This is a genomic window from Bradyrhizobium sp. USDA 4461 (genome assembly GCF_054055655.1).
On record NZ_JBSRXM010000001.1, the window covers coordinates 7,970,182 to 7,991,669 of the forward strand.

The 21,488-nt window shown below is 65.5% G+C and carries 18 protein-coding genes; 7 read left to right on the plus strand and 11 right to left on the minus strand.

What is annotated here, in order from left to right; translation table 11 throughout:
- The first annotated feature begins 73 nt into the window (after positions 1–73).
- Positions 74–853: an enoyl-CoA hydratase-related protein gene (locus tag ACVINW_RS37340; protein ID WP_456755912.1), complete on the plus strand. Its 780-nt coding sequence runs from the start codon at positions 74–76 to the stop codon at positions 851–853.
- A gap of 129 nt (positions 854–982) precedes the next feature.
- Here ACVINW_RS37340 and ACVINW_RS37345 read toward each other — a convergent pair whose 3' ends face one another.
- The 3 genes from ACVINW_RS37345 to ACVINW_RS37355 are packed head-to-tail and all read right to left on the minus strand — an operon-like array spanning position 983 to position 3,140.
- Positions 983–1,360 carry a DUF6285 domain-containing protein gene (locus ACVINW_RS37345; protein WP_456755913.1) on the minus strand — a complete coding sequence of 126 codons (378 nt, stop codon included), beginning with the start codon at positions 1,358–1,360 and terminating at the stop codon, positions 983–985.
- 2 nt (positions 1,361–1,362) lie between these two features.
- Positions 1,363–2,349, minus strand: coding sequence for a phosphotransferase family protein (locus ACVINW_RS37350; protein ID WP_456755914.1), 987 nt, complete (start codon positions 2,347–2,349; stop codon positions 1,363–1,365).
- A complete protein-coding gene (locus ACVINW_RS37355; protein ID WP_456755915.1) occupies positions 2,346–3,140 on the minus strand; it encodes an enoyl-CoA hydratase/isomerase in 795 nt (264 codons plus the stop codon). The genes ACVINW_RS37350 and ACVINW_RS37355 overlap by 4 nt, the downstream gene beginning before the upstream one ends.
- A 163-nt stretch (positions 3,141–3,303) precedes the next feature.
- Between ACVINW_RS37355 and ACVINW_RS37360 the strand changes: the two genes are divergently transcribed.
- The 4 genes from ACVINW_RS37360 (at position 3,304) to ACVINW_RS37375 (ending at position 6,591) form a co-directional block, all read left to right on the plus strand.
- On the plus strand, positions 3,304–4,086 hold the full coding sequence (locus tag ACVINW_RS37360; protein ID WP_456755916.1) for an SDR family NAD(P)-dependent oxidoreductase: 783 nt from the start codon (positions 3,304–3,306) through the stop codon (positions 4,084–4,086).
- A gap of 179 nt (positions 4,087–4,265) precedes the next feature.
- Positions 4,266–5,540 (plus strand): acyl-CoA dehydrogenase family protein, encoded by a 1,275-nt coding sequence (locus ACVINW_RS37365; RefSeq protein ID WP_456755917.1) that lies wholly within the window; start codon positions 4,266–4,268, stop codon positions 5,538–5,540.
- Between the two features lie 143 nt (positions 5,541–5,683).
- Positions 5,684–6,301 (plus strand): flavin reductase family protein, encoded by a 618-nt coding sequence (locus ACVINW_RS37370; protein ID WP_456755918.1) that lies wholly within the window; start codon positions 5,684–5,686, stop codon positions 6,299–6,301.
- 14 nt (positions 6,302–6,315) lie between these two features.
- Positions 6,316–6,591 (plus strand): GNAT family N-acetyltransferase, encoded by a 276-nt coding sequence (locus tag ACVINW_RS37375; RefSeq protein WP_456755919.1) that lies wholly within the window; start codon positions 6,316–6,318, stop codon positions 6,589–6,591.
- 216 nt (positions 6,592–6,807) lie between these two features.
- Here the strand turns inward: ACVINW_RS37375 and yghU are convergent, their stop codons facing one another.
- Both yghU and ACVINW_RS37385 read right to left on the minus strand, forming a co-directional pair.
- Positions 6,808–7,683: a glutathione-dependent disulfide-bond oxidoreductase gene (yghU, locus tag ACVINW_RS37380; protein WP_456755920.1), complete on the minus strand. Its 876-nt coding sequence runs from the start codon at positions 7,681–7,683 to the stop codon at positions 6,808–6,810.
- A gap of 66 nt (positions 7,684–7,749) precedes the next feature.
- Complete coding sequence (locus ACVINW_RS37385; RefSeq protein WP_456755921.1) at positions 7,750–7,893, minus strand: hypothetical protein; 144 nt, start codon at positions 7,891–7,893, stop codon at positions 7,750–7,752.
- A 65-nt stretch (positions 7,894–7,958) separates the two neighbouring features.
- On the opposite strand from ACVINW_RS37385, the gene ACVINW_RS37390 reads away from it, so the two are divergent.
- Both ACVINW_RS37390 and ACVINW_RS37395 read left to right on the plus strand, forming a co-directional pair.
- Positions 7,959–9,092: a nitronate monooxygenase gene (locus tag ACVINW_RS37390; protein WP_456755922.1), complete on the plus strand. Its 1,134-nt coding sequence runs from the start codon at positions 7,959–7,961 to the stop codon at positions 9,090–9,092.
- Positions 9,093–9,235: 143 nt separating this feature from the next.
- A complete protein-coding gene (locus ACVINW_RS37395) occupies positions 9,236–10,747 on the plus strand; it encodes an acetyl-CoA acetyltransferase (protein ID WP_456755923.1) in 1,512 nt (503 codons plus the stop codon).
- A 135-nt stretch (positions 10,748–10,882) separates the two neighbouring features.
- Here ACVINW_RS37395 and ACVINW_RS37400 read toward each other — a convergent pair whose 3' ends face one another.
- The 6 genes from ACVINW_RS37400 to otnI form a co-directional block, all read right to left on the minus strand.
- Positions 10,883–12,085: an efflux RND transporter periplasmic adaptor subunit gene (locus ACVINW_RS37400; RefSeq protein ID WP_456755924.1), complete on the minus strand. Its 1,203-nt coding sequence runs from the start codon at positions 12,083–12,085 to the stop codon at positions 10,883–10,885.
- A complete protein-coding gene (locus ACVINW_RS37405) occupies positions 12,072–15,251 on the minus strand; it encodes an efflux RND transporter permease subunit (RefSeq protein WP_456755925.1) in 3,180 nt (1,059 codons plus the stop codon). The genes ACVINW_RS37400 and ACVINW_RS37405 overlap by 14 nt, the downstream gene beginning before the upstream one ends.
- Positions 15,252–15,637: 386 nt before the next feature.
- Positions 15,638–17,344, minus strand: coding sequence for a methyl-accepting chemotaxis protein (locus ACVINW_RS37410; RefSeq protein ID WP_456755926.1), 1,707 nt, complete (start codon positions 17,342–17,344; stop codon positions 15,638–15,640).
- Positions 17,345–17,536: 192 nt separating this feature from the next.
- Positions 17,537–19,228 (minus strand): methyl-accepting chemotaxis protein, encoded by a 1,692-nt coding sequence (locus tag ACVINW_RS37415; protein WP_456755927.1) that lies wholly within the window; start codon positions 19,226–19,228, stop codon positions 17,537–17,539.
- 170 nt (positions 19,229–19,398) lie between these two features.
- On the minus strand, positions 19,399–20,700 hold the full coding sequence (otnK, locus tag ACVINW_RS37420; protein WP_456755928.1) for a 3-oxo-tetronate kinase: 1,302 nt from the start codon (positions 20,698–20,700) through the stop codon (positions 19,399–19,401).
- Complete coding sequence (gene otnI, locus ACVINW_RS37425) at positions 20,697–21,479, minus strand: 2-oxo-tetronate isomerase (RefSeq protein ID WP_456755929.1); 783 nt, start codon at positions 21,477–21,479, stop codon at positions 20,697–20,699. The genes otnK and otnI overlap by 4 nt, the downstream gene beginning before the upstream one ends.
- Positions 21,480–21,488: the final 9 nt, after the last annotated feature.

The window sequence follows — 21,488 nt, forward strand, 5'->3', positions numbered from 1 at the left end:
ATGGCACGGACCGGCGCGCAGGCGCTAGGATATCGGCAATATTCTTCGCCGCAGAAAATCGACGGGAGCAAACATGGATCTGAAATTCTCCAAGGTGACGCGCAAGGGTCCCATCACCATCGTGACGCTGTCGCGGCCCGAGGTTTACAACGCGCTGCATATCGACGCGCATTTCGAGCTCAACAAGGTGTTCGACGAGTTCTCCGCCGATCCGGAGCAGTGGGTCGCGATCGTCACCGGCGCCGGCGACAAGGCGTTCTGCGCCGGCAACGACCTGAAATGGCAGGCCGCCGGCGGCAAGCGCGGCTGGGACAAGGGCGGCTTCGCCGGGCTGACCACCCGCTTCGATTGCGACAAGCCGATCATCGCGGCGGTCAACGGCGTCGCGATGGGCGGCGGGTTCGAGGTCGCGCTGGCGTGCGACCTGATCATCGCCGCGGAGAATGCGACCTTCGCCCTGCCCGAACCGCGCGTCGGCCTCGCCGCGCTCGCCGGCGGCCTGCAACGGCTGCCGCGCCAGATCGGCCTGAAGCGCGCCATGGGCATGATCCTGACCGCGCGCCACGTCAGCGCCAAGGAAGGTCTCGAGCTCGGCTTCGTCAACGAGGTGGTGCCGCAGGGCGAGGCGCTGGCGGCCGCCGAGCGCTGGGCCGAGACCATCACCAAGAACTCGCCGATGTCGATCCGCGCCTCCAAGCAGGCGATCCAGAAGGGCCTCGAAGTCTCGCTCGAGCAGGCCATGACCGAGCAACGCGAATATCCCGCGGTGAAGGCGATGGCCGCCTCGCAGGATTACATCGAGGGGCCGAAGGCATTTTCGGAGAAGCGTCCGCCGAAATGGCTGGGGCGGTAAGGCATTCCTCCTCCCGTCATTCCGGGGCGATGCGCAGCATCGAGCCCGGAATCCATAACCACCATTGTGAGTATGGATTCCAGGCCTGCGCCTTGCGGCGCATCCCGGAATGACGAGTTTTGGTATTCGCTACGCCTTATTCCCTAACTCCCGCTTGTAGGACGCATAGTTCGGCTGGTCGACGGCGAGCTTGTCCATCGTAGTCTGCCAGAGATGCTCCGATAGCCCCGGTGTCGTCAGATCCACCTCGCCGCTTGCGATCTTCTCCGACAATGCGCGGTTCAGCTCCATCAGCGTGCCGTCGGCGCCGAGCAGCGCCTTCAGCCGCGCGGCTTCGGTCGCATCGCCGGCCTCGGCAAGTGCGAGCTGCCGCGTCACCAGGTCGAGCGCGTTGATGCCGACGCGCAGCTTGAAGCCGTTGTGGCCCTTGATTGCGGGCGCGATCTCATTGCGCAGGAAATCGGCGACGGCCTTGATCAGTTCGGTGGGTGTCGGTTCGTCCTGCATGGTTATTTTCCCCGCGGAGCAAGTAACCGCAACAAATCGATCTCGGTCTCCGACGCGCGGCGCCCGATCATCGCGCGCTCCATCGAATGGTCGGGGCCCATGCGGAAGCGCTGCATCATGCCGCAGCACATCACGCCCCAGCGCAACGTGCCCATCACTTCCCAGAACTTCACCCGATCGGGGTCGGCCTTGCGGCCGGCTTCCTGATAGCCAGCGAACAGGTCCTCGCGCGTGCCGAAGCCGCCGACCGGCTTGTCGATCTCGCCGAACCGCCAGGAATTGACGCAGATCCAGCCAAGATCCTCCATCGGATCACCGAAATGCGCGAGCTCCCAGTCGAGCACCGCGCGCACGCCGTCGGGACCGATAATCAGATTGCCGTGGCGGAAATCGCCATGCACCAGCGTCACTTCGGACGACGGACCGGGATCGTGATCGCGCAGCCAGCGCAGCGCCAGCTCGAACACCGGCCGCGGCCAGTTGAAGCTGTGGTACTCGCGGGAGAGATCCTCGATCTCCCTGGTCGCGGTCAGGCTGCGCAGCTTCGGCAGTTTGGCCTGCGGCAGGCTATGAATGCCCGCGATGACGCGGCCGAGCTGGCGGGCCAGCATCGGCCGCGCGGCCGCATATTCCTCGTCGCGCAAAATTTTCCGCGCGATGGTCTCGCCTTCGACCCGCGCCATGATGAAGCCGCGGCCGAGCCCGTCTTCCGGCGTCAGCACGTGCATCACCTTCGGCGACGGCAGGCCCGCGTCATGCGCGAGCTGCATCAGCGTGGCCTCGGCATCGAGCCCGGCGGCCCGGCCGGGCGCGGCACCGTAGCCCGGCGGCGCGCGGCGCAGGATCGCGCCGATCGTGCCGTCCGGGTGCACGATGTCGAACGTCCACGTCTCCTGGCTGGCGCCGCCGGAGAGCTTTGCGGCACCGGTGACGCCGGTCGCGCCGGGATGAAACGCGGCGACGCAGCGGGCGAGCTCGGTCTCGATCATTTGCCCTTGAACTTCGCCGGCCGCTTCTCGAGAAATGCGGTGACGCCTTCCTTGAAATCCTCGGCGCTGCCCGCGATCCGCTGCGACTCGAATTCCAGATTGAGCTGATCCTCGAGGGTGTTTTCCGGGCTGTCCCAATAGAGCTTGCGGATCAGCGACAGCGCCACCGTCGGGCCGTTGGCGAGATCGTGCGCCAGCTTCATCGTCTCCTCCATCAGCGCACCGTCGTCATAGACGCGGTTGACGAGGCCCCATTCCAGCGCCTTCTCGGCCGGCAGCCGCTCGCCCAGCAGCGACAGCTCGACCGAGCGCGCCTTGCCGATCAGCCGCGGCAACAGCCAGGTCGAGCCGCAATCCGGCACCAGACCGATGCGGCGGAAGGCCTGCAGGAAATAGGACGAGCGCGCGCACAAAATGAGGTCGCCCATCAATGCGAAGCTCATCCCGGCGCCGGCGGCCGGACCGTTCACCGCGGTCACGATCGGACAGTGCAGCTTACGCAACCGGCGCAGGAACGGATGGAACGCGGTCTCCAGCGCCGCGCCGGCATTGCTCCTGCCGGGCTTCTGCTGCTGGTTGCGGCCCTGCAGATTGGCGCCGGTGCAGAAGGCGCGGCCGGCGCCCGTGATCACCAGGCAGCGCACCTCGTCACGCTTGTCGTCGATCGCATCGAGCGCCTCGGCAAGACCGCCGAGCATGTCGAGCGAGACCGCGTTCATGACTTCCTGATGGTCGAGCCTGAGGATCGCGACCGATCCGTCGAAGTCGAGCGTGACGTGCTTGAACTGCATGGTTTCCTCTTTACGTTGTCGCGGCGGCGGGTACCGCGGTAGGTCGATGGGTGGACCTACATCTGGACCCATATTTGATTTTTGTGCCGGGCTTGTCCATGGTCGGCGGCAAGCCCATCCGTGAACGCGTGATTAGCGCGCACTGAACCAAATGGAAACCCCAATGAGTGGCATCTTCGATCTCACCGGCCGCGTCGCTGTCATCACCGGCGGCAATGGCGGCATCGGCCTCGGCATCGCGCAGGCGCTGAACGCCGCCGGCTGCAACGTCGCGATCTGGGGCCGCAACGCGGAAAAAAATGCCAACGCCGCGGCGTCGATGAAGGCCGGGCCCGGCAAGGTCGCAACGCAATTCTGCGACGTCAGCGATCCCGGCTCGGTCAAGACCGCGATGAAGGCAACCCTCGACACCTTCGGCCGCGTCGACGGCTGCTTCGCCAATGCCGGCATCGGCGGCGGCGGTCGCCGCTCCTTCATCGACCGCACCGAGGAGGAGTGGCGCAAGATGTTCGCGACCAATCTCGACGGCGTGTTTCACGTATTCCAGGCTGCGGCACGCCACATGACCGAGCGCTCTGAAGCTGGCGACAAGTTCGGCCGGCTGGTCGCCACGTCGAGCCTCGCCTCGCTGTTCGGCACCGCGCGCAACGAGCACTATGCCGGCACCAAGGCGGCGCTGAACGCGCTGTGCCGTGCGCTCGGCGTCGAGCTCGCCCGCCACGGCGTCACCGCGAACGCGATCCTACCCGGCTGGATCAAGAGCGACATGACCGCCGGCATCATGGCCAACGACAAGTTCGTCGCCAATGTAATGCCGCGCATCCCCCTGCGCCGCTTCGGCGAGCCCAGCGATTTCGGCGGCATCGCCGTCTACATCATGAGCAAGGCGTCGTCCTATCATACGGCGGACTGCTTTGTGATCGACGGCGGGTACACGGCGTTCTGAGTTGGCTCTTGCCGCAATAACGGCATCGCGTCGCCAGCGGCCGCGTTCAAACAACGTTTGAAACGCCCCAACGATATTCCGCGATGCGGTAGCGATCCCGCCAAAATCGGTGCTCGCGCTTGGCGCCGCACGCGTCTATTGTCCGCCGCGAAACGCGCCTTCGCGAGGGAGAAAAGACAATGAAACATGCCTATGTGCCGCGCACCACGAACTACACGCTCAATCCGGGCGACGAGCTCAATGACCTCAGGATGTCGGACAAGGTCCGCCCGCTCTACGACCATGTGAAGCAGTTCATCCGCGACACCGTCGACCCGATGTCGGTCGAGTTCTATCGCGCCGGCGAGAAGAAGACCAACCGCTGGAGCTTCACCGACGAACAGCTCGCGATCCTGCAGAAGGCCAAGGACAAGGCCAAGGAAGTCGGCCTCTGGAACTTCTTCCTGCCCGACGCCGAGACCGGCGAAGGCCTCAACAACCTCGACTACGCCTATATCGCCGCCGAGCTCGGCAAGAGCCCGCTGGCCTCGGAGACCATGAACTGCTCGGCGCCGGACACCGGCAACATGGAGGTGCTGGAGCGCGTCGGCACCAAGGCGCAGAAGGAGAAGTGGCTGAAGCCGCTGCTCAACGGCGAGATCCGCTCGGCCTATGCGATGACCGAGCCGAACGTCGCCTCCTCCGACGCCAAGAACATCTCGACCACCGCAAAACTCGTCGGCGACGAGTGGGTGATCAACGGCGAGAAGTATTACATCTCCGGCGCCGGCGATCCGCGCTGCAAGATCATGATCGTGATGGTGAAGACCAATCCCGACGCCGCCCCAAGCAAGCAGCAGTCGCAGATCCTGGTCCCCATCGACACCCCCGGCGTCGAGATCCTCGGGCCGATGCACGTGTTCGGTCATGATCACGCGCCGCGCGGCCACATGCATCTGCGCTTCAACAATTGCAAGGTGCCGAAGGAGAACATGCTGCTCGGCGAAGGCCGCGGCTTCGAGATCTCGCAGGTCCGGCTCGGACCGGGCCGCATCCATCACTGCATGCGCACCATCGGCAAGGCCGAGAAGGCGCTCGACATGATGGTGCAGCGTGGCCTGACCCGCGAAGCGTTCGGCAAGAAGATCGCCCATCTCGGCGGCAACATGCAGATCATCGCCCAGGCGCGCTGCGAAATCGAGGCGATGCGGCTGATGGTGCTGAAGGCGGCCAAGGCGATGGACGTGCTCGGCAACAAGGAAGCCCGCGTCTGGGTCTCGATGGTCAAGGCCATGATCCCCGAGCGCGCCTGCAAGATCATCGACCAGGCGATCCAGATGCACGGCGCCACCGGCATCTCGCAATGGTCCCCGCTCGGCGAAATGTACCAGGACGTCCGCCATCTGCGCTTCGCCGACGGTCCGGACGAGGTGCACTGGATGGTGGTCGGCCGGCATGAACTGAGCATGCCGTAGTCCTCTCCCCGCACTTCGCGGTGAGACGAACAAACAGACCCGGAGGGCGGGTTAGCACAAGCGTAACCCGCCTTTTACTTTCTTGTCCGCTCGCGGCGGGTTACGCTTGCGCTAACCCGCCCCACGAACTTCCGGACAGTCCCATGGAATATGCCGCAAGCGACCTCACCCAGCGCGAACGCTACAAGGTGCTGACCTCCTTCGTGCTGCCGCGGCCGATCGCATGGGTCACGAGCCAAAACGCCGATGGCGTGGTCAACGCGGCGCCGTTCTCGTTCTTCAACGTGTTCTGCGAAGACCCGCCGCTCTGCATGTTCGCGGTCAACCGCAGGCCGGATGGCCGAGAGAAGGACACGATGGTTAACATCCAGCGTCTGGGCGAATTCGTGGTCAACCTGACCGACGAGCCGCTCGCGCGCGCGATGCACGAGACGAGCGGCGACTTCCCGCCCGAGATCGGCGAGCCCGCCTATCTCGGGCTGAAGCTCGCGCCCTCGAGCAAGATCGCGGTGCCTCGGCTTGCCGACGCACCGTTCGCGATGGAATGCAAGACCTGGAAGCTGATCGACGTCAATGGCGACCGCGAGCTGATCATGGGCGAAGGCATTCATTTCCACATCCGCGACGAATTGTGGGACCATGATGCGATGCGCGTCCATATGGACCGCTACCACCCGATCGGCCGCATGTTCGCCGATCGCTACTGCCGCACCGACGACCGCGTGGTGTTTCCCGCGGCCGAAGGGGCAAAGACGAAATAGCCGAGGACAAGACAATGAGTGAAGCATTCCGGGATAACGCAGCGCAGAGCCGGTTCGAGCTCGCCGTCGACGGCGCCACCGCCTTCGTGGTCTATCGCAAGACGCCGGACACGATCACGCTGGTTCACACCGAAGTGCCGCCGGAGCTCGGCGGCCGCGGCATCGGCTCCAGGATCGCGCGTGCGACACTCGACGCGGTGCGCGCGCAGGGCATCAAGCTGGTCGTGACATGCGAGTTCATCCAGGGCTTCATGAAGAAGCATCCGGAGTATGATGATTTGCTGGGGTGAAGCGCTGACACATTGGGCAGGTTAGCATACTGCGCCACAAACGTCTTTTCCGCCGGTCCTGTGAGGCTGCAAACGAATCCAGCCGTCATTGCGAGCGAAGCGAAGCAATCCATCTGTCCGCAAATGCGGTTGGATGGATTGCTTCGTCGCTATCGCTCCTGGCAATGACGACGGAGACAGACTCGTGACGCAGTAGGATCAATCCGCCCTACGCGATTACGACGCCATCTGCTCGACCTTGTCCTGCGTCTTGGTCTCGAAATCGCTGGCGTCGTGCCGCTCGTGGAGCTGGCTCGACGGCTCGCCCCAGGTGCGGTTGACCATGCGGCCGCGCTTCACTGCGGGCCGCGCCGCGATCGCGTCGGTCCAGCGCTGCACGTTCTTGTAGTCCTGCACCGAGAGGAATTCGCCGCCGCCGTAGAGCAGGCCCTTGGCGAGGCTGCCGTACCAGGGCCACACCGCCATGTCGGCGATCGTATAGACGTCGCCCGCAAGATACTCGTTGTCGGCGAGCCGACGGTCGAGCACGTCGAGCTGGCGCTTCACCTCCATCGCAAAGCGGTCGATGGCGTATTCGATCTTGGTCGGCGCATAGGCATAGAAATGCCCGAAGCCGCCACCGAGATAGGGCGCCGAGCCCATCTGCCAGAACAGCCAGGAGAGGGTCTCCGCGCGGGTCTTGACGTCGGTCGGCAGGAACGCGCCGAATTTTTCCGCCAGGTAAACCAGGATCGAGCCCGATTCGAACACCCGGATCGGCTCAGGCCCGCTGCGGTCCATCAGCGCCGGGATCTTCGAGTTGGGATTGATCGCGACGAAGCCGCTGCCGAACTGGTTGCCGTCGATCTTGATCAGCCAGGCGTCGTACTCCGCGCCCTTGTGGCCGGCGGCGAGCAGCTCCTCCAGCATCACGGTGACCTTGACGCCGTTCGGCGTCGCCAGTGAATAGAGCTGCAGCGGATGGCGGCCGACCGGCAGTTCCTTCTCATGGGTGGGCCCCGCGATCGGCCGGTTGATGCTGGCGAAGCGGCCGCCGCTCTCCTTGTTCCAGGTCCAGACTTTCGGCGGCTCGTAGGCAGAGGTGTCAGTCACGTCGTTGGCTCCCGGTTTCCATTTTTCCATGGTGCGGCGACCGCCGCGCCCATCCGCATGCCCGCACTAGATGGTGGGTTTTCCCGGCTTTGCCCAGCCCGCCGGATCGCATTTTCTATCCAGCGGAATGCGCTGCGGGCGATGCAGCCAAGCAGCGCCTGCACGCAAGATCGCCGCGGCCGAAACCCGCTTGGCTTCGCCGACCGTCATGCGCTAGCGTCGCAGAGGCTGATGCCAACAAACACAACACGCAGCCGCCGGGAGAGAAGCAGTCCATGAAATCACCGATCTGCGACATGCTGGGCATCGAATTCCCCCTGCTCGCGTTCAGCCATTGCCGCGACGTGGTGGCGGCGGTCAGCCGCGCCGGCGGCTTCGGCGTGCTCGGCGCGACCGCGCATTCGCCGGAAACGCTTGAACAGGAATTGAAGTGGATCGACGCCCATGTCGACGGCAAGCCCTACGGCATCGACGTGCTGATCCCGGAAAATATCTCGACCGCCGGCGAGAAGAACGTCACCTGGAAGAGCCTCGAGGCGCGCGTCTCGCAGCAGCATCGCGACTTCACCCGCAATCTGCTCAAAAAATACGACATCGAGCTGACCAGCCGCAATGTCGCCGACAACCAGCCGCAGCCGTTCGATGCCGAGACCGCGCTGCAATTGCTCGAGGTCTCGTTCCGCCACCCGATCCGGCTGATTGCGAATGCGCTGGGCGTGCCCCCGAGGGCGATGATTGAGATGGGCCGCAAGCACGGCGTGCCGGTGGCGGCACTGGTCGGCTCCAAGGAGCACGCGCTGCGCCAGGTCGCGGCCGGTGTCGACATCCTCGTTGCGCAGGGCACCGAGGCCGGCGGCCATTGCGGCGAAGTCTCGACCATGGTGCTGGTGCCCGAGGTGATCAAGGCGGTGAAAAAGATCCGCGACGTGCCGGTGCTCGCCGCCGGCGGCATCATGACCGGCAGTCAGATGGCGGCCTGCATGGCGATGGGCGCCGCCGGCGCCTGGACCGGCTCGGTGTGGCTCGCCACGGTGGAGTCGGAAACCTCCGAGATCTTCCGCGAAAAGATGATCGCGGCCTCCTCGCGCGACGCGATCCGCTCCAAGGGCCGCACCGGCAAGCCGGCGCGGCAGCTCCGTTCGGTGTGGACCGACGCCTGGGACCGCGCGCCGGACAGCCCCGGCGCGCTGCCGATGCCGCTGCAAAGCATCGTCAGCCGCGACGCCTTCAACGCGATCGACCGTGCAGCCGCAGCCGGCAACGAGAAGGCGCGCGATCTCGTCAGCTACTTCGTCGGCCAGGGCGTCGGCCTGATCGACAGCGTGAAGTCTGCGAGCGCGGTGGTGCAGGAATTCAAGGAAGAATTCGTCGAAGCCGTCGAGCACATGAACGCACTGGTGGCGGAGTGACGGCCCCTCCCCGTCATTGCGAGCGAAGCGAAGCAATCCATTTCAGCGCGTATGCGGTTGGATGGTTTGCTTCGTCGCTTCGCTCCTCGCAATGACGGCTAAATCGACCACCGAGTGCAATACCGCAGAGTGAAACAACAAGAATGTCGAACAGCATCCCCGAAGACCGCATTCCCGTTATCGTCGGCGTCGGCGAGATCGTCGATCGTCCAAAGGACATCGCAGCCGGCCTCGAGCCGCTCACGCTGCTGGAACAGGCGCTGAAGCGCGCCGAGGCCGACAGCGGCGCAAAGCTGCTCGCCGACGTGCAGTCGCTCGACGTCGTCAACTTCCTGAGCTGGCGCTATCGCGATCCTGAGAAGCAGCTCGCGGCGCGGCTCGGTATCCGGCCTTCGCATCTTTATTACGGGCCGGTCGGCGGCGAGAGCCCGATCCGCTATCTGCATGAGGCGGCGCAGCGCATCGCGCGCGGCGAATGCAGCGTCGCGGCGGTGTGCGGCGCCGAGGCGCAGTCGACCGCGACCAAGGCGCAGCGCGCCGGCGTCGAACTGCCGTGGACGCCGTTCGCGCACGACGTCGAGGAGCCGAAGCGCGGCGCCGCGTTCCAGAAGCCGCTGGCCGTGAGCCTCGGCGTGTTTAGGCCGATCACGGTCTATCCGCTCTATGAGTCCGCAACCTCGGCGCATTGGGGCCAGACCCCGCGCCAGGCGCTGAAGGAGTCGGGCGATCTCTGGTCGACCTATGCAAGGGTTGCGGCCGCCAATCCGAACTCCTGGCTGAAGAAGCAGTTCAGCGGCGACGAGATCACCACGGCAACGCCCGACAACCGGATGATTGCCTGGCCGTATACAAAGCTGATGGTGGCGAACCCGACCGTGAACATGGGCGGCGCGCTGATCCTGACCAGCCTCGCCAAGGCACGCGCCGCGGGGGTGCCCGAGGACAAGCTGATCTATCCGCTCGGCGGCGCCTCGGCGGAAGAGCCGCGCGACTATCTGACCCGCGACCAGTTCATCGAGAGCCACGCGCAGACCGCGGTGCTGAAGGCGGTCATGGATCTCGTCGGCGGCGACGGCAAAAAGTTCGACGCCATCGAACTCTATAGCTGCTTCCCCTGCGTGCCGAAAATGGCGCGCCGCACGCTCGGCCTCGGGCCTGACGTGCAGCCGACCGTCACCGGTGGTCTGACGTTCTTCGGCGCGCCGCTCAACACCTACATGACGCACGCGGCCTGCGCGATGGTGCGCAAATTGAGAGGCGGCGGCACGCTCGGCCTGCTCTACGGCCAGGGTGGTTTCGTCACCAAGCACCATGGCCTCGTGCTGTCGCGCGCCGCGCCGACGGCCGCGCTCAAGCAGGAGACCTCCGTGCAGGCGGAGGCCGACCGCAACCGGCGCGATGTGCCCGATTTCACCGCAGAGGCGGCGGGCAAAGGCAAGGTCGAGGCCTTTACCGTGATCTATCGCGCCAATGGCGAGGTCGAGCACGGCGTCACCATGCTGCGCACCGAGGACGGCCGCCGCACGCTCGGCCGCATCCCGGCGAGCGACACCGCGACGCTGGCATATCTCCAGGACATGGATCGCACGCCGGTCGGCAGCACGGGCAATATCGTCACCGCCGATGACGGCATGCTGGAATGGCGGGTGGGGTAGCAGTTCTCCCGCGCTAGCCCGCGCAACAAGAACACGTAGCCCGGATGGAGCGCAGCGCAATCCGGGGGCTCTGTCCGCTGATAGACCTACCCCGGATTGCGCTTCGCTTCATCCGGGCTACGGGCTACGAAGGCTCTACCCCTTCACGTCCTGCTTTTCGGACGCCGTGGCCGGCTTGCCCTTGGCACCGGCGCCGGTGACGCGGACGTGATCGCCATCGGCGAGACCGTCCGGCGGCGCGGTGATGATGCGGTCGTCGGGCGCGAGGCCGGAGGCGATCTCGATCTCCTTGCCGAGGTCGCGGCCGATCTTGACGGTCTTGAACAGCACCTTGTCGTCGGGGCTGACGGTCGCGACCCGCAGCCCGCTGCTGTTGAAGATCAGCGCGCTGGCGGGAATGCTGAGCGGCGTGGACTCGCGCTGCAGATTGAGCTTCACGCTGGCATAGCTGCCCGGCATCAGTTCGCCGGAGGAATTGTCGAGCCCGAGCTGCATCCGCGTGGTGCCGGAGGCGACGTCGACCGCCTGCGAGGAGGCTTCGACCGTCGCCTGGAAGCTGCGGTTCGGGTAATCCGGCAACGCCAGCGTGGCCTTGGCGCCGATCTTGATCGCCGGGACGTAATTCTGCGGCACGTTGACATAGACGCGCAGCTTGGTGATGTCGGAGATCGTGAACATCGCCGGGCCCGAGCCGCCGCCGGCATTGATCAGCGCGCCGACATCGGTATCGCGCGAGGTCACCACACCGTCGAACGGCGCCGTGATCTTCTTGTAGCCGGCGAGTGCTTCCAGCCGTTCGACGTTGGCCTGGCCGGCCTTCACTGCACCGTTCTTGTTGGAGAGGTCGGCCGTGCGCTCGTCGATCTCCTGGGCGGAGACGAAGTTCGAGGCCACCAGCGTCTTGCGCCGGGCCAGCGTCGCCTCGGAAAGCTTGGCCGAGGCCTGGGCGCTGGCGAGATCGGCGCGCGCCTGCAACAATTGCTGGTCGAGGTCGGGCGCCTCGATCTCGGCGATCACCTGGCCGGCCTTGACCCGGGCGCCGATATCGGCGTCCCAATTCTTGAGATAGCCGGAGACGCGGGCATAGATCGGCGCGCGGGAATAGGCCTCGAGCCGGCCCGGCAGCTCGATCGTCGGGCTGAGCGCGCGAGCGTTGGGCAGTGCCACCGCGACGGTCGGAACGGCCTGGTCGTCGGTCCACTCCTTCAAGCGGCTGCCCTGCTCCTCACGGGCGCGAATGCCGGTGCCGACGATCAGTCCGGCGCCGACCAGTGCAACCACGCCGAATATGCCCAATCTCCGGCCGGACACCGGGGGGCGCTGTTCAGTGGGCTGCATGCGGAATCTCCGATGAGGCGGCGACTTTGGCGCCTTGCTTCTTGTGTACCATACTGAATACCACGGGAACAAACATCAGCGTCGCGAAGGTTGCGAAGATCAGGCCGCCGATCACCGCGCGGCCCAGCGGCGCGTTCTGTTCGCCGCCCTCGCCCAGCCCCAGCGCCATCGGCGCCATGCCGATGATCATGGCGAGCGCCGTCATCAGCACCGGGCGGAACCGGACGAAGCCGGCCTCCAGCGCCGCCGCGACGGGATCGCCGAGCTCCTCATAGCGCTCGCGGGCGAAGCTGATCACCAGCACGCTGTTGGCGGTGGCGACGCCCATGCACATGATGGCGCCGGTGAGCGCCGGAACCGACAGCGTCGTCTCCGTCGTGAACAGCATCCAGACGATTCCGGCAAGCGCGGCCGGCAGCGCCGTGATGATCACGAACGGGTCCGACCAGGACTGGAAGTTCACCACGATCAGGAAGTAGATCAGCACCACCGCGCCGAGCAGGCCGAACAGCAGGCCGGTGAAGGCCGAGTTCATGGTCTGCACCTGGCCGAGCAGCACCACGGACGAGTCCTTCGGCACTTCCTTGGCGGTGTCGGCGATCAGCTGGCGCACGTCGGTGGCGACGCCGCCGAGATCGCGGCCTTGCGTGGTGGCGTAGATCTGCACCAGCGACTGGATGTCGTATTGCGAGACCACCGCGCTCGAGGTCGCGCGTTTGATGTCGGCGATGCCGCCCAGGATCGGCGCCTGGGTGTTGCCGGTCGCGGTGATCGGCAGGGTCTGCAACGCGCTCAGCGAATCGATCTGGTATTGCGGCGTCTGCATCACGATCGAATAGGACACGCCGTTGTCGGGATTGAGATAGTAGGTCGGCGCGACCTGCGACGAGCCGGCGAGAGTGACGACCAGCGCATTGGTGACGTCGCGCTCGGTCAGGCCGACATATTGCGCGCGGGTGCGGTCGACATCGATGTTGAAGGTCGGGTTGTTCGGCGACTGCTGGATCCGCGCGTCGGCGATACCGGGAATCCGCTTGATCTTCGCCAGCAGCTTGTTGGCATAGGCGTAATTGGCCTCGAGATTGGCGCCGCGGATTTGCAGATCGATCGGCGCCGGCGCGCCGAAGTTCAGGATCTGGCTGACGATGTCAGCCGGCAAGAAGGAGAAGCTGGTGCCCGGGAACAGCCGCGGCAACTGCTCGCGCAGCGCGCGCACATGCTGCTCGGTCGGCTTGTGACCTTCCTTCAGCTTGATCTGGATGTCGGCATCCTGCGGACCGATCACGCCGGTGTTGTTGTAGGTCAGGTTGATGCTGGAGATCGGCATGCCGATGTTGTCGGTCATGGTCTCGATCTCGCCCGGGATCAACTTGCGGATCGCCTTCTGGACATCGGCCATCTGGTTGGCGGTTTCCTCGACGCGGGTGCCGACCTGGGTGCGGACATGCATCAGGATGTTGCCGGCATCGACCGCGGGGAAGAAGTTGCGGCCAAGGAACGGCACCAGCAGGAACGACGCCGCCACGACCGCAAGGAAGCCGCCGACGAACACCTTGCGATGGCCGAGCGCCAGCAGGAGCAGGCCGCGATAGCCGGCGCGGATGCGCTCGAACCGGGCCTCGAAACCGCGCTGGAACCAGACCAAAGGATTGCGCGACTTCGGCGGCGCGCCCTCGTGATGCACATGCGGCTGCAGCAGATATTTCGCCATGGTCGGCACCAGGGTGCGCGACAGGATGAACGACCAGATCATCGCGAACATCACCGCTTCGGCCATCGGCACGAACAGGAAGCGCGCGACGCCGGAGAGGAAGAACATCGGCACGAACACGATGCAGATACAAAGCAGCGAGACGAACGCCGGCGTCACGATCTGGTTGGCACCGTCCAGGATCGACTGCTCGACCGGCTTGCCCTGCTCCAGATGGTAGTTGATGTTCTCGATCGTCACCGTGGCGTCGTCGACCAGGATGCCGACCGCGAGCGCGAGGCCGCCGAGCGTCATGATGTTCAGCGTCTCGCCGATCAAGGACAGCATGATGATGGCACCGAGCACCGACAGCGGGATCGACACCGCGATGATGACGGTCGAGCGCCAGCTGCCGAGGAACAACAGGATCATCACGCTGGTCAGAAGGGCCGCGATCACGCCTTCGAAGGCGACGCCGGTGATCGCGCCGCGGACGAACACCGACTGGTCGCCGACGAAGCCGATCTTGAGTGCGTCCGGCAGCTGATCCTTGACGTCGATCACCTTCTGCTTGATGCCGGCGATGATATCCAGCGTCGAAACCGCGCCGGCCTTCAGCACCATCATCAGCACCGAACGGTTGCCGTCGACATGGACGATGTTGGTCTGCGGCGGGTTGCCGTCGCGGACGGTGGCGACGTCGCGCACGTAGACCATGGCGCCGTTGACGGTCTTGATCGGCAGGTCGCCGAGCTCCTCGATACGGAGCGGCGAGTTATTCAGATTGATGGTGTATTCGAAACTGCCGATCTTCTGGGTGCCGACCGGCGTGATCAGGTTCTGCGCAGCGAGCGCGTTGGCGACGTCCTGCCCCGACAGGCCGCGGGCCTGCAGGGCGGTCGAATTGAGGTCGATCTGGATCTGGCGCTGCTTGCCGCCATACGGATAAGGGATCGCGGCGCCGGGCACCGTCACCAGCGGCGTGCGCAGCTGGTTGATGCCGATGTCGGCGAGGTTCTGCTCGGTCAGACCTTCGCCCGACAGCGCGACCTGGATGATCGGAACCGTCGAGGCGCTGTAGTTCAGGATCAGCGGCGGCGTTGCGCCCGGCGGCAACTGCTTGAGCAGGGTTTGCGAGATCGCGGTGACCTGCGCATTGGCGGTGCGGATGTCGACATTGGGCTGGAAGAAGATCTTGACGATGCCGATGCCGTTATAGGAGTTCGCAACGATGTGCTCGATGTCGTTGACCGTCGTGGTCAGCGTGCGCTCGAACGGCGTGGTGATACGGCCGGACATCTGGTCCGGCGGCAGGCCGGTGTACTGCCAGGCCACGCCGATCACGGGAATGCGGATTTCGGGGAAGATGTCGGTCGGCGTGCGCAGCGCTGCCAGCGGTCCGATAATCAACAGCAGGATTGCGAGCACGACGAAAGTATATGGCCGGCTCAGCGCGATACGGACCAGTGCGATCATAAAAGCAGCATTCCCGAAATGAAGCCCGCCCAGGCAGAGGAATCGACATTGCAAAAGCCGTTCCGATAGCGGCCGATTTACCCGATGCCGGGCAAAACGCCAACCATAGGCGCCGCAGCGGCCTTCACTTCCTTGGCATAGCGCAGTGAGGCCGCACGCTTCGATCGACCGCGCGGGGCGGCTTGCCGTCGATCGGCACTCGGATCATCGTCAAAAAGAGACGGCTCTGCTGCGAATGCGAGAAACCCGAGCACGCCGTTGCGGCCGCCAGTAGGTTAGCGCATCGCAGCTCTGCGAAAATGCAAAGCGTGCTGCGCCGGCCGGTCACCGCGCTGCGACGAGTTGCCCGGAGAACGATCCCGGCCGCCGACCCGGTCGGCGCCGGATCAGGCGGCGCGAACGGCGTTGAGGAACTTGCCGACCTCGAGCTTGAGGCGGCTGCTGTCGCCCGACAGCGACTGCGCCGCCGCCAGCACCTGGCTCGACGCCGAGCCGGTTTCGTTGGCGCCGTGCTGCACGTCGGTGATGTTGGCGGAGACCTGCTGGGTGCCCTGCGCCGCCTGCTGGACGTTGCGGGAAATCTCCTGCGTCGCCGCGCCCTGCTCTTCCACGGCAGCGGCGATGGTGGACGAGATCTCCGACAGCCGCTCGATGGTCGAGCCGATCGCGCGGATCGCGTTCACGGAATCCTCGGTCGCGGCCTGAATGCCGGCGATCTGCTGGCCGATCTCGCCGGTCGCCTTGGCGGTCTGCTCCGCGAGCGCCTTGACCTCGGACGCCACCACGGCGAAGCCGCGCCCGGCCTCGCCGGCGCGCGCCGCCTCGATGGTCGCGTTCAGCGCCAGCAGGTTGGTCTGTCCGGCGATGGTGTTGATCAGCTCGACCACGTCGCCGATCCGGGCGGCGGCCTTCGACAACTCGCCGACCCGGTCATTGGTCGCACGGGCCTGGCTGACGGCGTCGCCCGCCATCCGGGCGGACTCCTGCACCTGCCGGCTGATCTCGTTGACCGAGGACGACAGCTCCTCGGTCGCCGACGCAACCGACTGGACGTTGGTGCTCGCTTCCTCCGAGGCACTGGCGACGGTGGTCGCCAGGCTTTGCGACCGCTCGGCGGTCGAGGTCAGCGTGGTCGCGGACGCTTCGAGCTCGTTCGAGGCGGATGCGACGGTTTCGACGATCTCGCCGACCGCGCGCTCGAAGCCGTCGGCCAGCTCGAGCATGTCGGTGCGGCGCTGCGCGGCGGCGCGCGCTTCCATGTCCTTCTGCTCGCGCTCCATCCGGACCTTGGCAAGCCCGTTGTCCTTGAACACCAGTGCGGCCTTGGCGACGTCGCCGACCTCGTCGCGGCGATCGGTACCGTGCACCGGGATGTCATAGTGGCCGTTGGCTAGTTGCTGCAGCAGCTCGACCACGGCACGGATCGGCTTTGCGACGCCATATTGTCCGACGACAAAACCGAACAGCAGGCCGATCAGGACGCCCGATGCGGCGAGCAGGATCAGCAGCTCCGAGGTCGACGCATATTCCTGCTCGTTGGCCTTCACATTGTCCCTGACCCGCTGATCCTGGCGGTCGGCGACCGCCCGGACCCTGGCCTGAAGCTCTTCCGCCGCCGCGCGGCTCTTCATCGCGACGTCGCGCAGCTTCTCGGCGGATTGCGTCAGATCGGCGGCGCGCGCGCCGTCGACCGCATCGAGCGTCTGCTTCAGCTGCGCCTGGTAGGCGGACTGCGCGGAGCGTACGCCGGACAGCAACGCAATGGTCTGCGGATCCTGGGTCTTGCTGATCTCGGCGAGACGCTCCTCGAGCAATTTGAGTTGTTCGTCGATCACGCCTCGCGCCGAAATCCGGTTCTCGTCGCGCGGATCGAGCGCGCTGCGGAACTCGGCGCGATTGATCGCCAGCACGTTCTGATTGGCACGCGCCGACAGCAATGCCCGCTCCGCGGCCCGCGCCGTCACGATCCCGCGCTCGCTGAGCGACTTCAGCGAGGAAATCCCGAGATAGGCGAGCATGCCGGCGATGATCGAGAGACCGCCCACAATCGCCAGTATCTTCGTGAGAATGCGGAATCTCGCCAGGAACATCATCCGGGGTGCCTCGTTTCGATCTGGAATTGAATTCGCGATTCTGTGCGGGTGGCCGCGTCGCTCTGCGGCACAGTACCGCGCGCGGCACTACGGTTGGTTAATCGTGCCTTCCGTGGAACTACTGAGCGCTACATAAAGAAAATGCCCGGCCTTTCGGCCGGGCATTTTCCGATGATCGATGCTCCAACTGGGTCAGGCGGCGCGGACGGCCTCGAGGAATTTTCCGACCTCGAGCTTGAGGCGGTTGCTGTCGCCCGAGAGCGACTGTGCCGCCGACAGCACCTGGGTCGACGCCGAGCCGGTTTCGTTGGCGCCGTGCTGTACGTCGGTGATGTTGGCCGAAACCTGCTGGGTGCCCTGCGCCGCCTGCTGCACGTTGCGGGAAATCTCCTGCGTCGCCGCGCCCTGCTCTTCCACGGCAGCGGCGATGGTGGACGAGATCTCCGACAGCTTCTCGATGGTCGACGAGATTTCCTTGATGGCGCCGACCGATTCCTGGGTCGCGGTCTGGATCCCGGCGATCTGCTGGCCGATCTCGCCGGTCGCCTTGGCGGTCTGCTCGGCCAGCGCCTTCACCTCGGACGCCACGACCGCGAAACCGCGCCCGGCCTCGCCGGCGCGCGCCGCCTCGATGGTGGCGTTCAGCGCCAGGAGGTTGGTCTGGCCGGCAATCGTGTTGATCAGCTCGACCACGTCGCCGATGCGCGCGGCGGCCTTCGACAGCTCGCTGACGCGATCATTGGTGGTGCGCGCCTGGCCGACGGCGTCGCCGGCCATTCGCGCCGATTCCTGTACCTGGCGGCTGATCTCGGTCACCGACGACGACAGCTCCTCGGTCGCCGAAGCCACCGACTGGACGTTGGTCGAGGCTTCCTCGGACGCCGCGGCAACCGACGTGGTCAATTCCTGCGAACGCCTGGCCGTCGACGACAGCGTAGAGGCCGAGGCTTCGAGCTGGGTCGAGGCCGACGACACCGTCTGCACGATCTCACCGATCATCTGCTCGAAATTGCGGGTGATGGCGTCGACCCGGCGGCCGCGCTCGATCTTGGCTTCGGCATCGGCGGCAGCTGCCTCATCGGCCGCCTTCTTGGCGACCAGGGCTTCCTTGAACACCTGCAGCGTATCGGCCATCGCGCCCATCTCGGTCTTCTCGCCCTGGTGCGGCACGTTTGCGGTGAGGTCGCCGCGGCCCAGCGCCTGCATCGGGTTCACGATCGAGGCGATACCGGCGGAGACGTCGCGGATCATCAGGAAGCTGACGCCGACGCCGACGATGATGGCGGCGCCAAGGATCATCGCGAGCAGCATGACGGCCGATGCGTAGCTGTTCGCTGCATCCTGGGCCGCCTTGTCGGCACCGGTATTGTTCAGGTCGATGTCCTTGCGCAGGATCTCGTCCGCCTCGAGGCCGATCTTGTTCACGGTCTTGGCGTTCAGCTCATGGGCCTCGTGCGGGATCTTACCGACCTCATTGCGTGAGAGCGCCATCACCTCCTCGGTGCCCTTCCTGTAGCGGGTCCAGCTATCTACCCATTGATTATACAGGGCGCGCTCTTCCGGGGACGTGATCAGCGGTTCATAGATCGCGCGAAGCTTCATGTTGGCTTCGACCACCGTCGCAAGGGTCTTTTCCTGCGCCAGCTTCTCCTCGAGCGTCTCGGCCAGCATGTGCTCGCGGATCACGTTGCGGTAAGTGACGACACCGGCACGCAAATCGCCCAACGCCCGCACGCTCGGCAGCCAGCTTGTCGTGATGTCGACCGTGTTGGCGTTGATCGACCTCAGGTTCACGACCGCCAGCAAACCCATGCCGGTCATCGCGACAAGCAGGAACGCAACCACGGCAATGATCTTGGCGCGGATCGAGTATTTGGCGAACATCTTGAGGTCTCTTGGACGCGGGCTCGCGAAGCCCAATCGAATGGCTCGGGGCGCGGAGGTGCGCCGCACACATCAAAGCCAGCCCCCCTCCTTAAGTAGGGTTAATTTAGTTCCCCGTTGAACTACTGAGATGCGCTGTCACCGCCGTGACATGATGTGCGACAGCCGCATCACGGCATCAATGCGAGCGCATCGGAGAAGAACTCCGGGCCGCCGAAATTGCCTGATTTCAGGGCGAGCACCATCGCACCGGTCTGGGCGTTAGTCTTGGCACCGACCGCGCGCAGCACCGGCACGCCTGCGGCGATTTCAGTGCCAACCAGGAATCCCGGAATGCCGAGGCGATCGACCACCGCGCCTGAAGTTTCACCACCGGCGACCACCAGCCGGTGCACACCCGACTGCACCAGACCGTCCGCGATGTCGGCCATGGCCTGCTCGATGGCATGTCCGGCTGCATCGCGGCCATGACGCGATTGCAGAGCTGCCACCTCATCCGGGGTCGAGCTGCTGGCGATCAGGATCGGACCTCCCGCGAGCTTTTCCCTGGCCCAAGCGAGCGCGCGCTGCGCTTCGTCCTTGCCGGCGACCGCCCGCTCGGGGTCGAGATGCAGGACCGGCATCACCTTCTCGGCGTTGGCGATCTGGCGCAGGGTTGCCTGCGAACAACTGCCGGCGAGGCAGGCTGCCGGGCCGCCGACTGCCGCCGCTGGCTGCGCATCGGCGGCATTCGATCGGGCCTCGCCGGCTGCGACCAGCGCGCGCGCCAATCCGAGTCCGATCCCGGAAGCGCCGACCGAGAGACGGTGATCCAGCGCCACCTGCCCGATGGTCTCGAGGTCACGGTCGAACACCGCGTCGATGATGGCCGCGCCGATGCCGCTTTGCGCGAGCTCGGCGAGCCTTGCGCGCACTGCGTCCGCGCCGCGGCTCAAGGTCGCGAGATCGACCAGGCCGACCCTGGTCTTGCTCTGGCGAGCCAGCACGCGGACCAGATTGGAATCATGCATCGGGTTGAGCGGGTGGTCCTTCAACGGGCTCTCGTTCAGCGGCACGGACCCGACGAACAGATTGCCCTGGTAGACGGTGCGGCCGGTTTCCGGGAACGCCGGCGTCACCAGCACGATGTTGTCCTTGGAGTCGGCGCGCAGCGCATCCATCACCGGGCCGATATTGCCGGCATCGGTGGAATCGAAGGTCGAGCAGATCTTGAACAGGATATGCTCCGCGCCACGGCCGCGCAGCCAGGCCTCCGCCGCGCGCGAACGCGTCACGGCGAGGCCGGCCTCGATCGAGCGGCTCTTCAGCGACACCACGACGGCGTCGACCTCGGGCAGCGCGAGATCGTCCGCGGGGACGCCGATGGTCTGCACCGTGCGCAGCCCGGCGCGGGTCAGCGTGTTGGCGAGGTCGGAGGCGCCGGTATAGTCGTCGGCGATGCAGCCCAGAGACAGTTTTCCGGCTGAGGTCACGGCTTCACTCCGGCATAGGGCTTGAACCAGGCGAGACCATCGGTGGTTTTGGCCCGCGGATTGTATTCGCAGCCGACGAAGCCGGCATAGCCGAGCCGGTCGAGCTCGCCGAACAGGAACGGATAGTTCAGCTCCTCGCCATCGGGCTCGTTGCGCGAGGGGATCGAGGCGATCTGGATGTGGCCGATGATCGGCATCATCTCGCGCAGCCGCATCGTGACGTCGCCATGGATGATCTGGCAGTGGTAGATGTCGAACTGCAGCTTGAGGTTCGCAATCCCGAGCTCGTTGATCAGGTCGCGCGCGAACAGGAAGTCGTTGAGGAAGTAGCCGGGCACGTTGCGCGGATTGATCGGCTCGATCACAACGTCGAGGCCATGCGGCGCGAAGAACTCGGCGGCATAGCCGACCGACTTGCGAAATGCCGCAACCGCCCTGGCATCGCCGCGATCGGCAATGCCAGCCATCAGATGCACCCGCTTGACGCCGGTCGCTTGCGCATAGGGCAGCGCGGTCTTCAGGCTCGCTTGCAGATCGGCGAAGCGATCCGGCAGCGCGGCAAAGCCTTTCTCGCCCGCGTTCCAGTCACCCGGCGGCAGGTTGAACAGCGCCTGCGTCAGTCCGTTGCCCTTCAGCCGCTTGCCGACCTCCTCGGCCGGATGGTCGTAGGGAAACAGGAACTCGACCGCGGTGAAGCCCGCTTTCGCGGCGGCCTCGAAGCGGTCGAGGAACGGGACCTCGTTGAACATCATGGTGAGGTTGGCGGCAAAGCGGGGCATCGCAAAGTC

What these genes read in the sequence shown, in the direction of transcription:
- ACVINW_RS37340 (WP_456755912.1), top strand. Translation starts at nt 74, where the DNA reads ATGGATCTGAAATTCTCCAAGGTGACGCGCAAGGGTCCCATCACCATC.
- ACVINW_RS37345 (WP_456755913.1), bottom strand. Translation starts at nt 1,360, where the DNA reads ATGCAGGACGAACCGACACCCACCGAACTGATCAAGGCCGTCGCCGAT.
- ACVINW_RS37350 (WP_456755914.1), bottom strand. Translation starts at nt 2,349, where the DNA reads ATGATCGAGACCGAGCTCGCCCGCTGCGTCGCCGCGTTTCATCCCGGC.
- ACVINW_RS37355 (WP_456755915.1), bottom strand. Translation starts at nt 3,140, where the DNA reads ATGCAGTTCAAGCACGTCACGCTCGACTTCGACGGATCGGTCGCGATC.
- ACVINW_RS37360 (WP_456755916.1), top strand. Translation starts at nt 3,304, where the DNA reads ATGAGTGGCATCTTCGATCTCACCGGCCGCGTCGCTGTCATCACCGGC.
- ACVINW_RS37365 (WP_456755917.1), top strand. Translation starts at nt 4,266, where the DNA reads ATGAAACATGCCTATGTGCCGCGCACCACGAACTACACGCTCAATCCG.
- ACVINW_RS37370 (WP_456755918.1), top strand. Translation starts at nt 5,684, where the DNA reads ATGGAATATGCCGCAAGCGACCTCACCCAGCGCGAACGCTACAAGGTG.
- ACVINW_RS37375 (WP_456755919.1), top strand. Translation starts at nt 6,316, where the DNA reads ATGAGTGAAGCATTCCGGGATAACGCAGCGCAGAGCCGGTTCGAGCTC.
- ACVINW_RS37385 (WP_456755921.1), bottom strand. Translation starts at nt 7,893, where the DNA reads ATGACGGTCGGCGAAGCCAAGCGGGTTTCGGCCGCGGCGATCTTGCGT.
- ACVINW_RS37390 (WP_456755922.1), top strand. Translation starts at nt 7,959, where the DNA reads ATGAAATCACCGATCTGCGACATGCTGGGCATCGAATTCCCCCTGCTC.
- ACVINW_RS37395 (WP_456755923.1), top strand. Translation starts at nt 9,236, where the DNA reads ATGTCGAACAGCATCCCCGAAGACCGCATTCCCGTTATCGTCGGCGTC.
- ACVINW_RS37400 (WP_456755924.1), bottom strand. Translation starts at nt 12,085, where the DNA reads ATGCAGCCCACTGAACAGCGCCCCCCGGTGTCCGGCCGGAGATTGGGC.
- ACVINW_RS37405 (WP_456755925.1), bottom strand. Translation starts at nt 15,251, where the DNA reads ATGATCGCACTGGTCCGTATCGCGCTGAGCCGGCCATATACTTTCGTC.
- ACVINW_RS37410 (WP_456755926.1), bottom strand. Translation starts at nt 17,344, where the DNA reads ATGATGTTCCTGGCGAGATTCCGCATTCTCACGAAGATACTGGCGATT.
- ACVINW_RS37415 (WP_456755927.1), bottom strand. Translation starts at nt 19,228, where the DNA reads ATGTTCGCCAAATACTCGATCCGCGCCAAGATCATTGCCGTGGTTGCG.
- otnI (WP_456755929.1), bottom strand. Translation starts at nt 21,479, where the DNA reads ATGCCCCGCTTTGCCGCCAACCTCACCATGATGTTCAACGAGGTCCCG.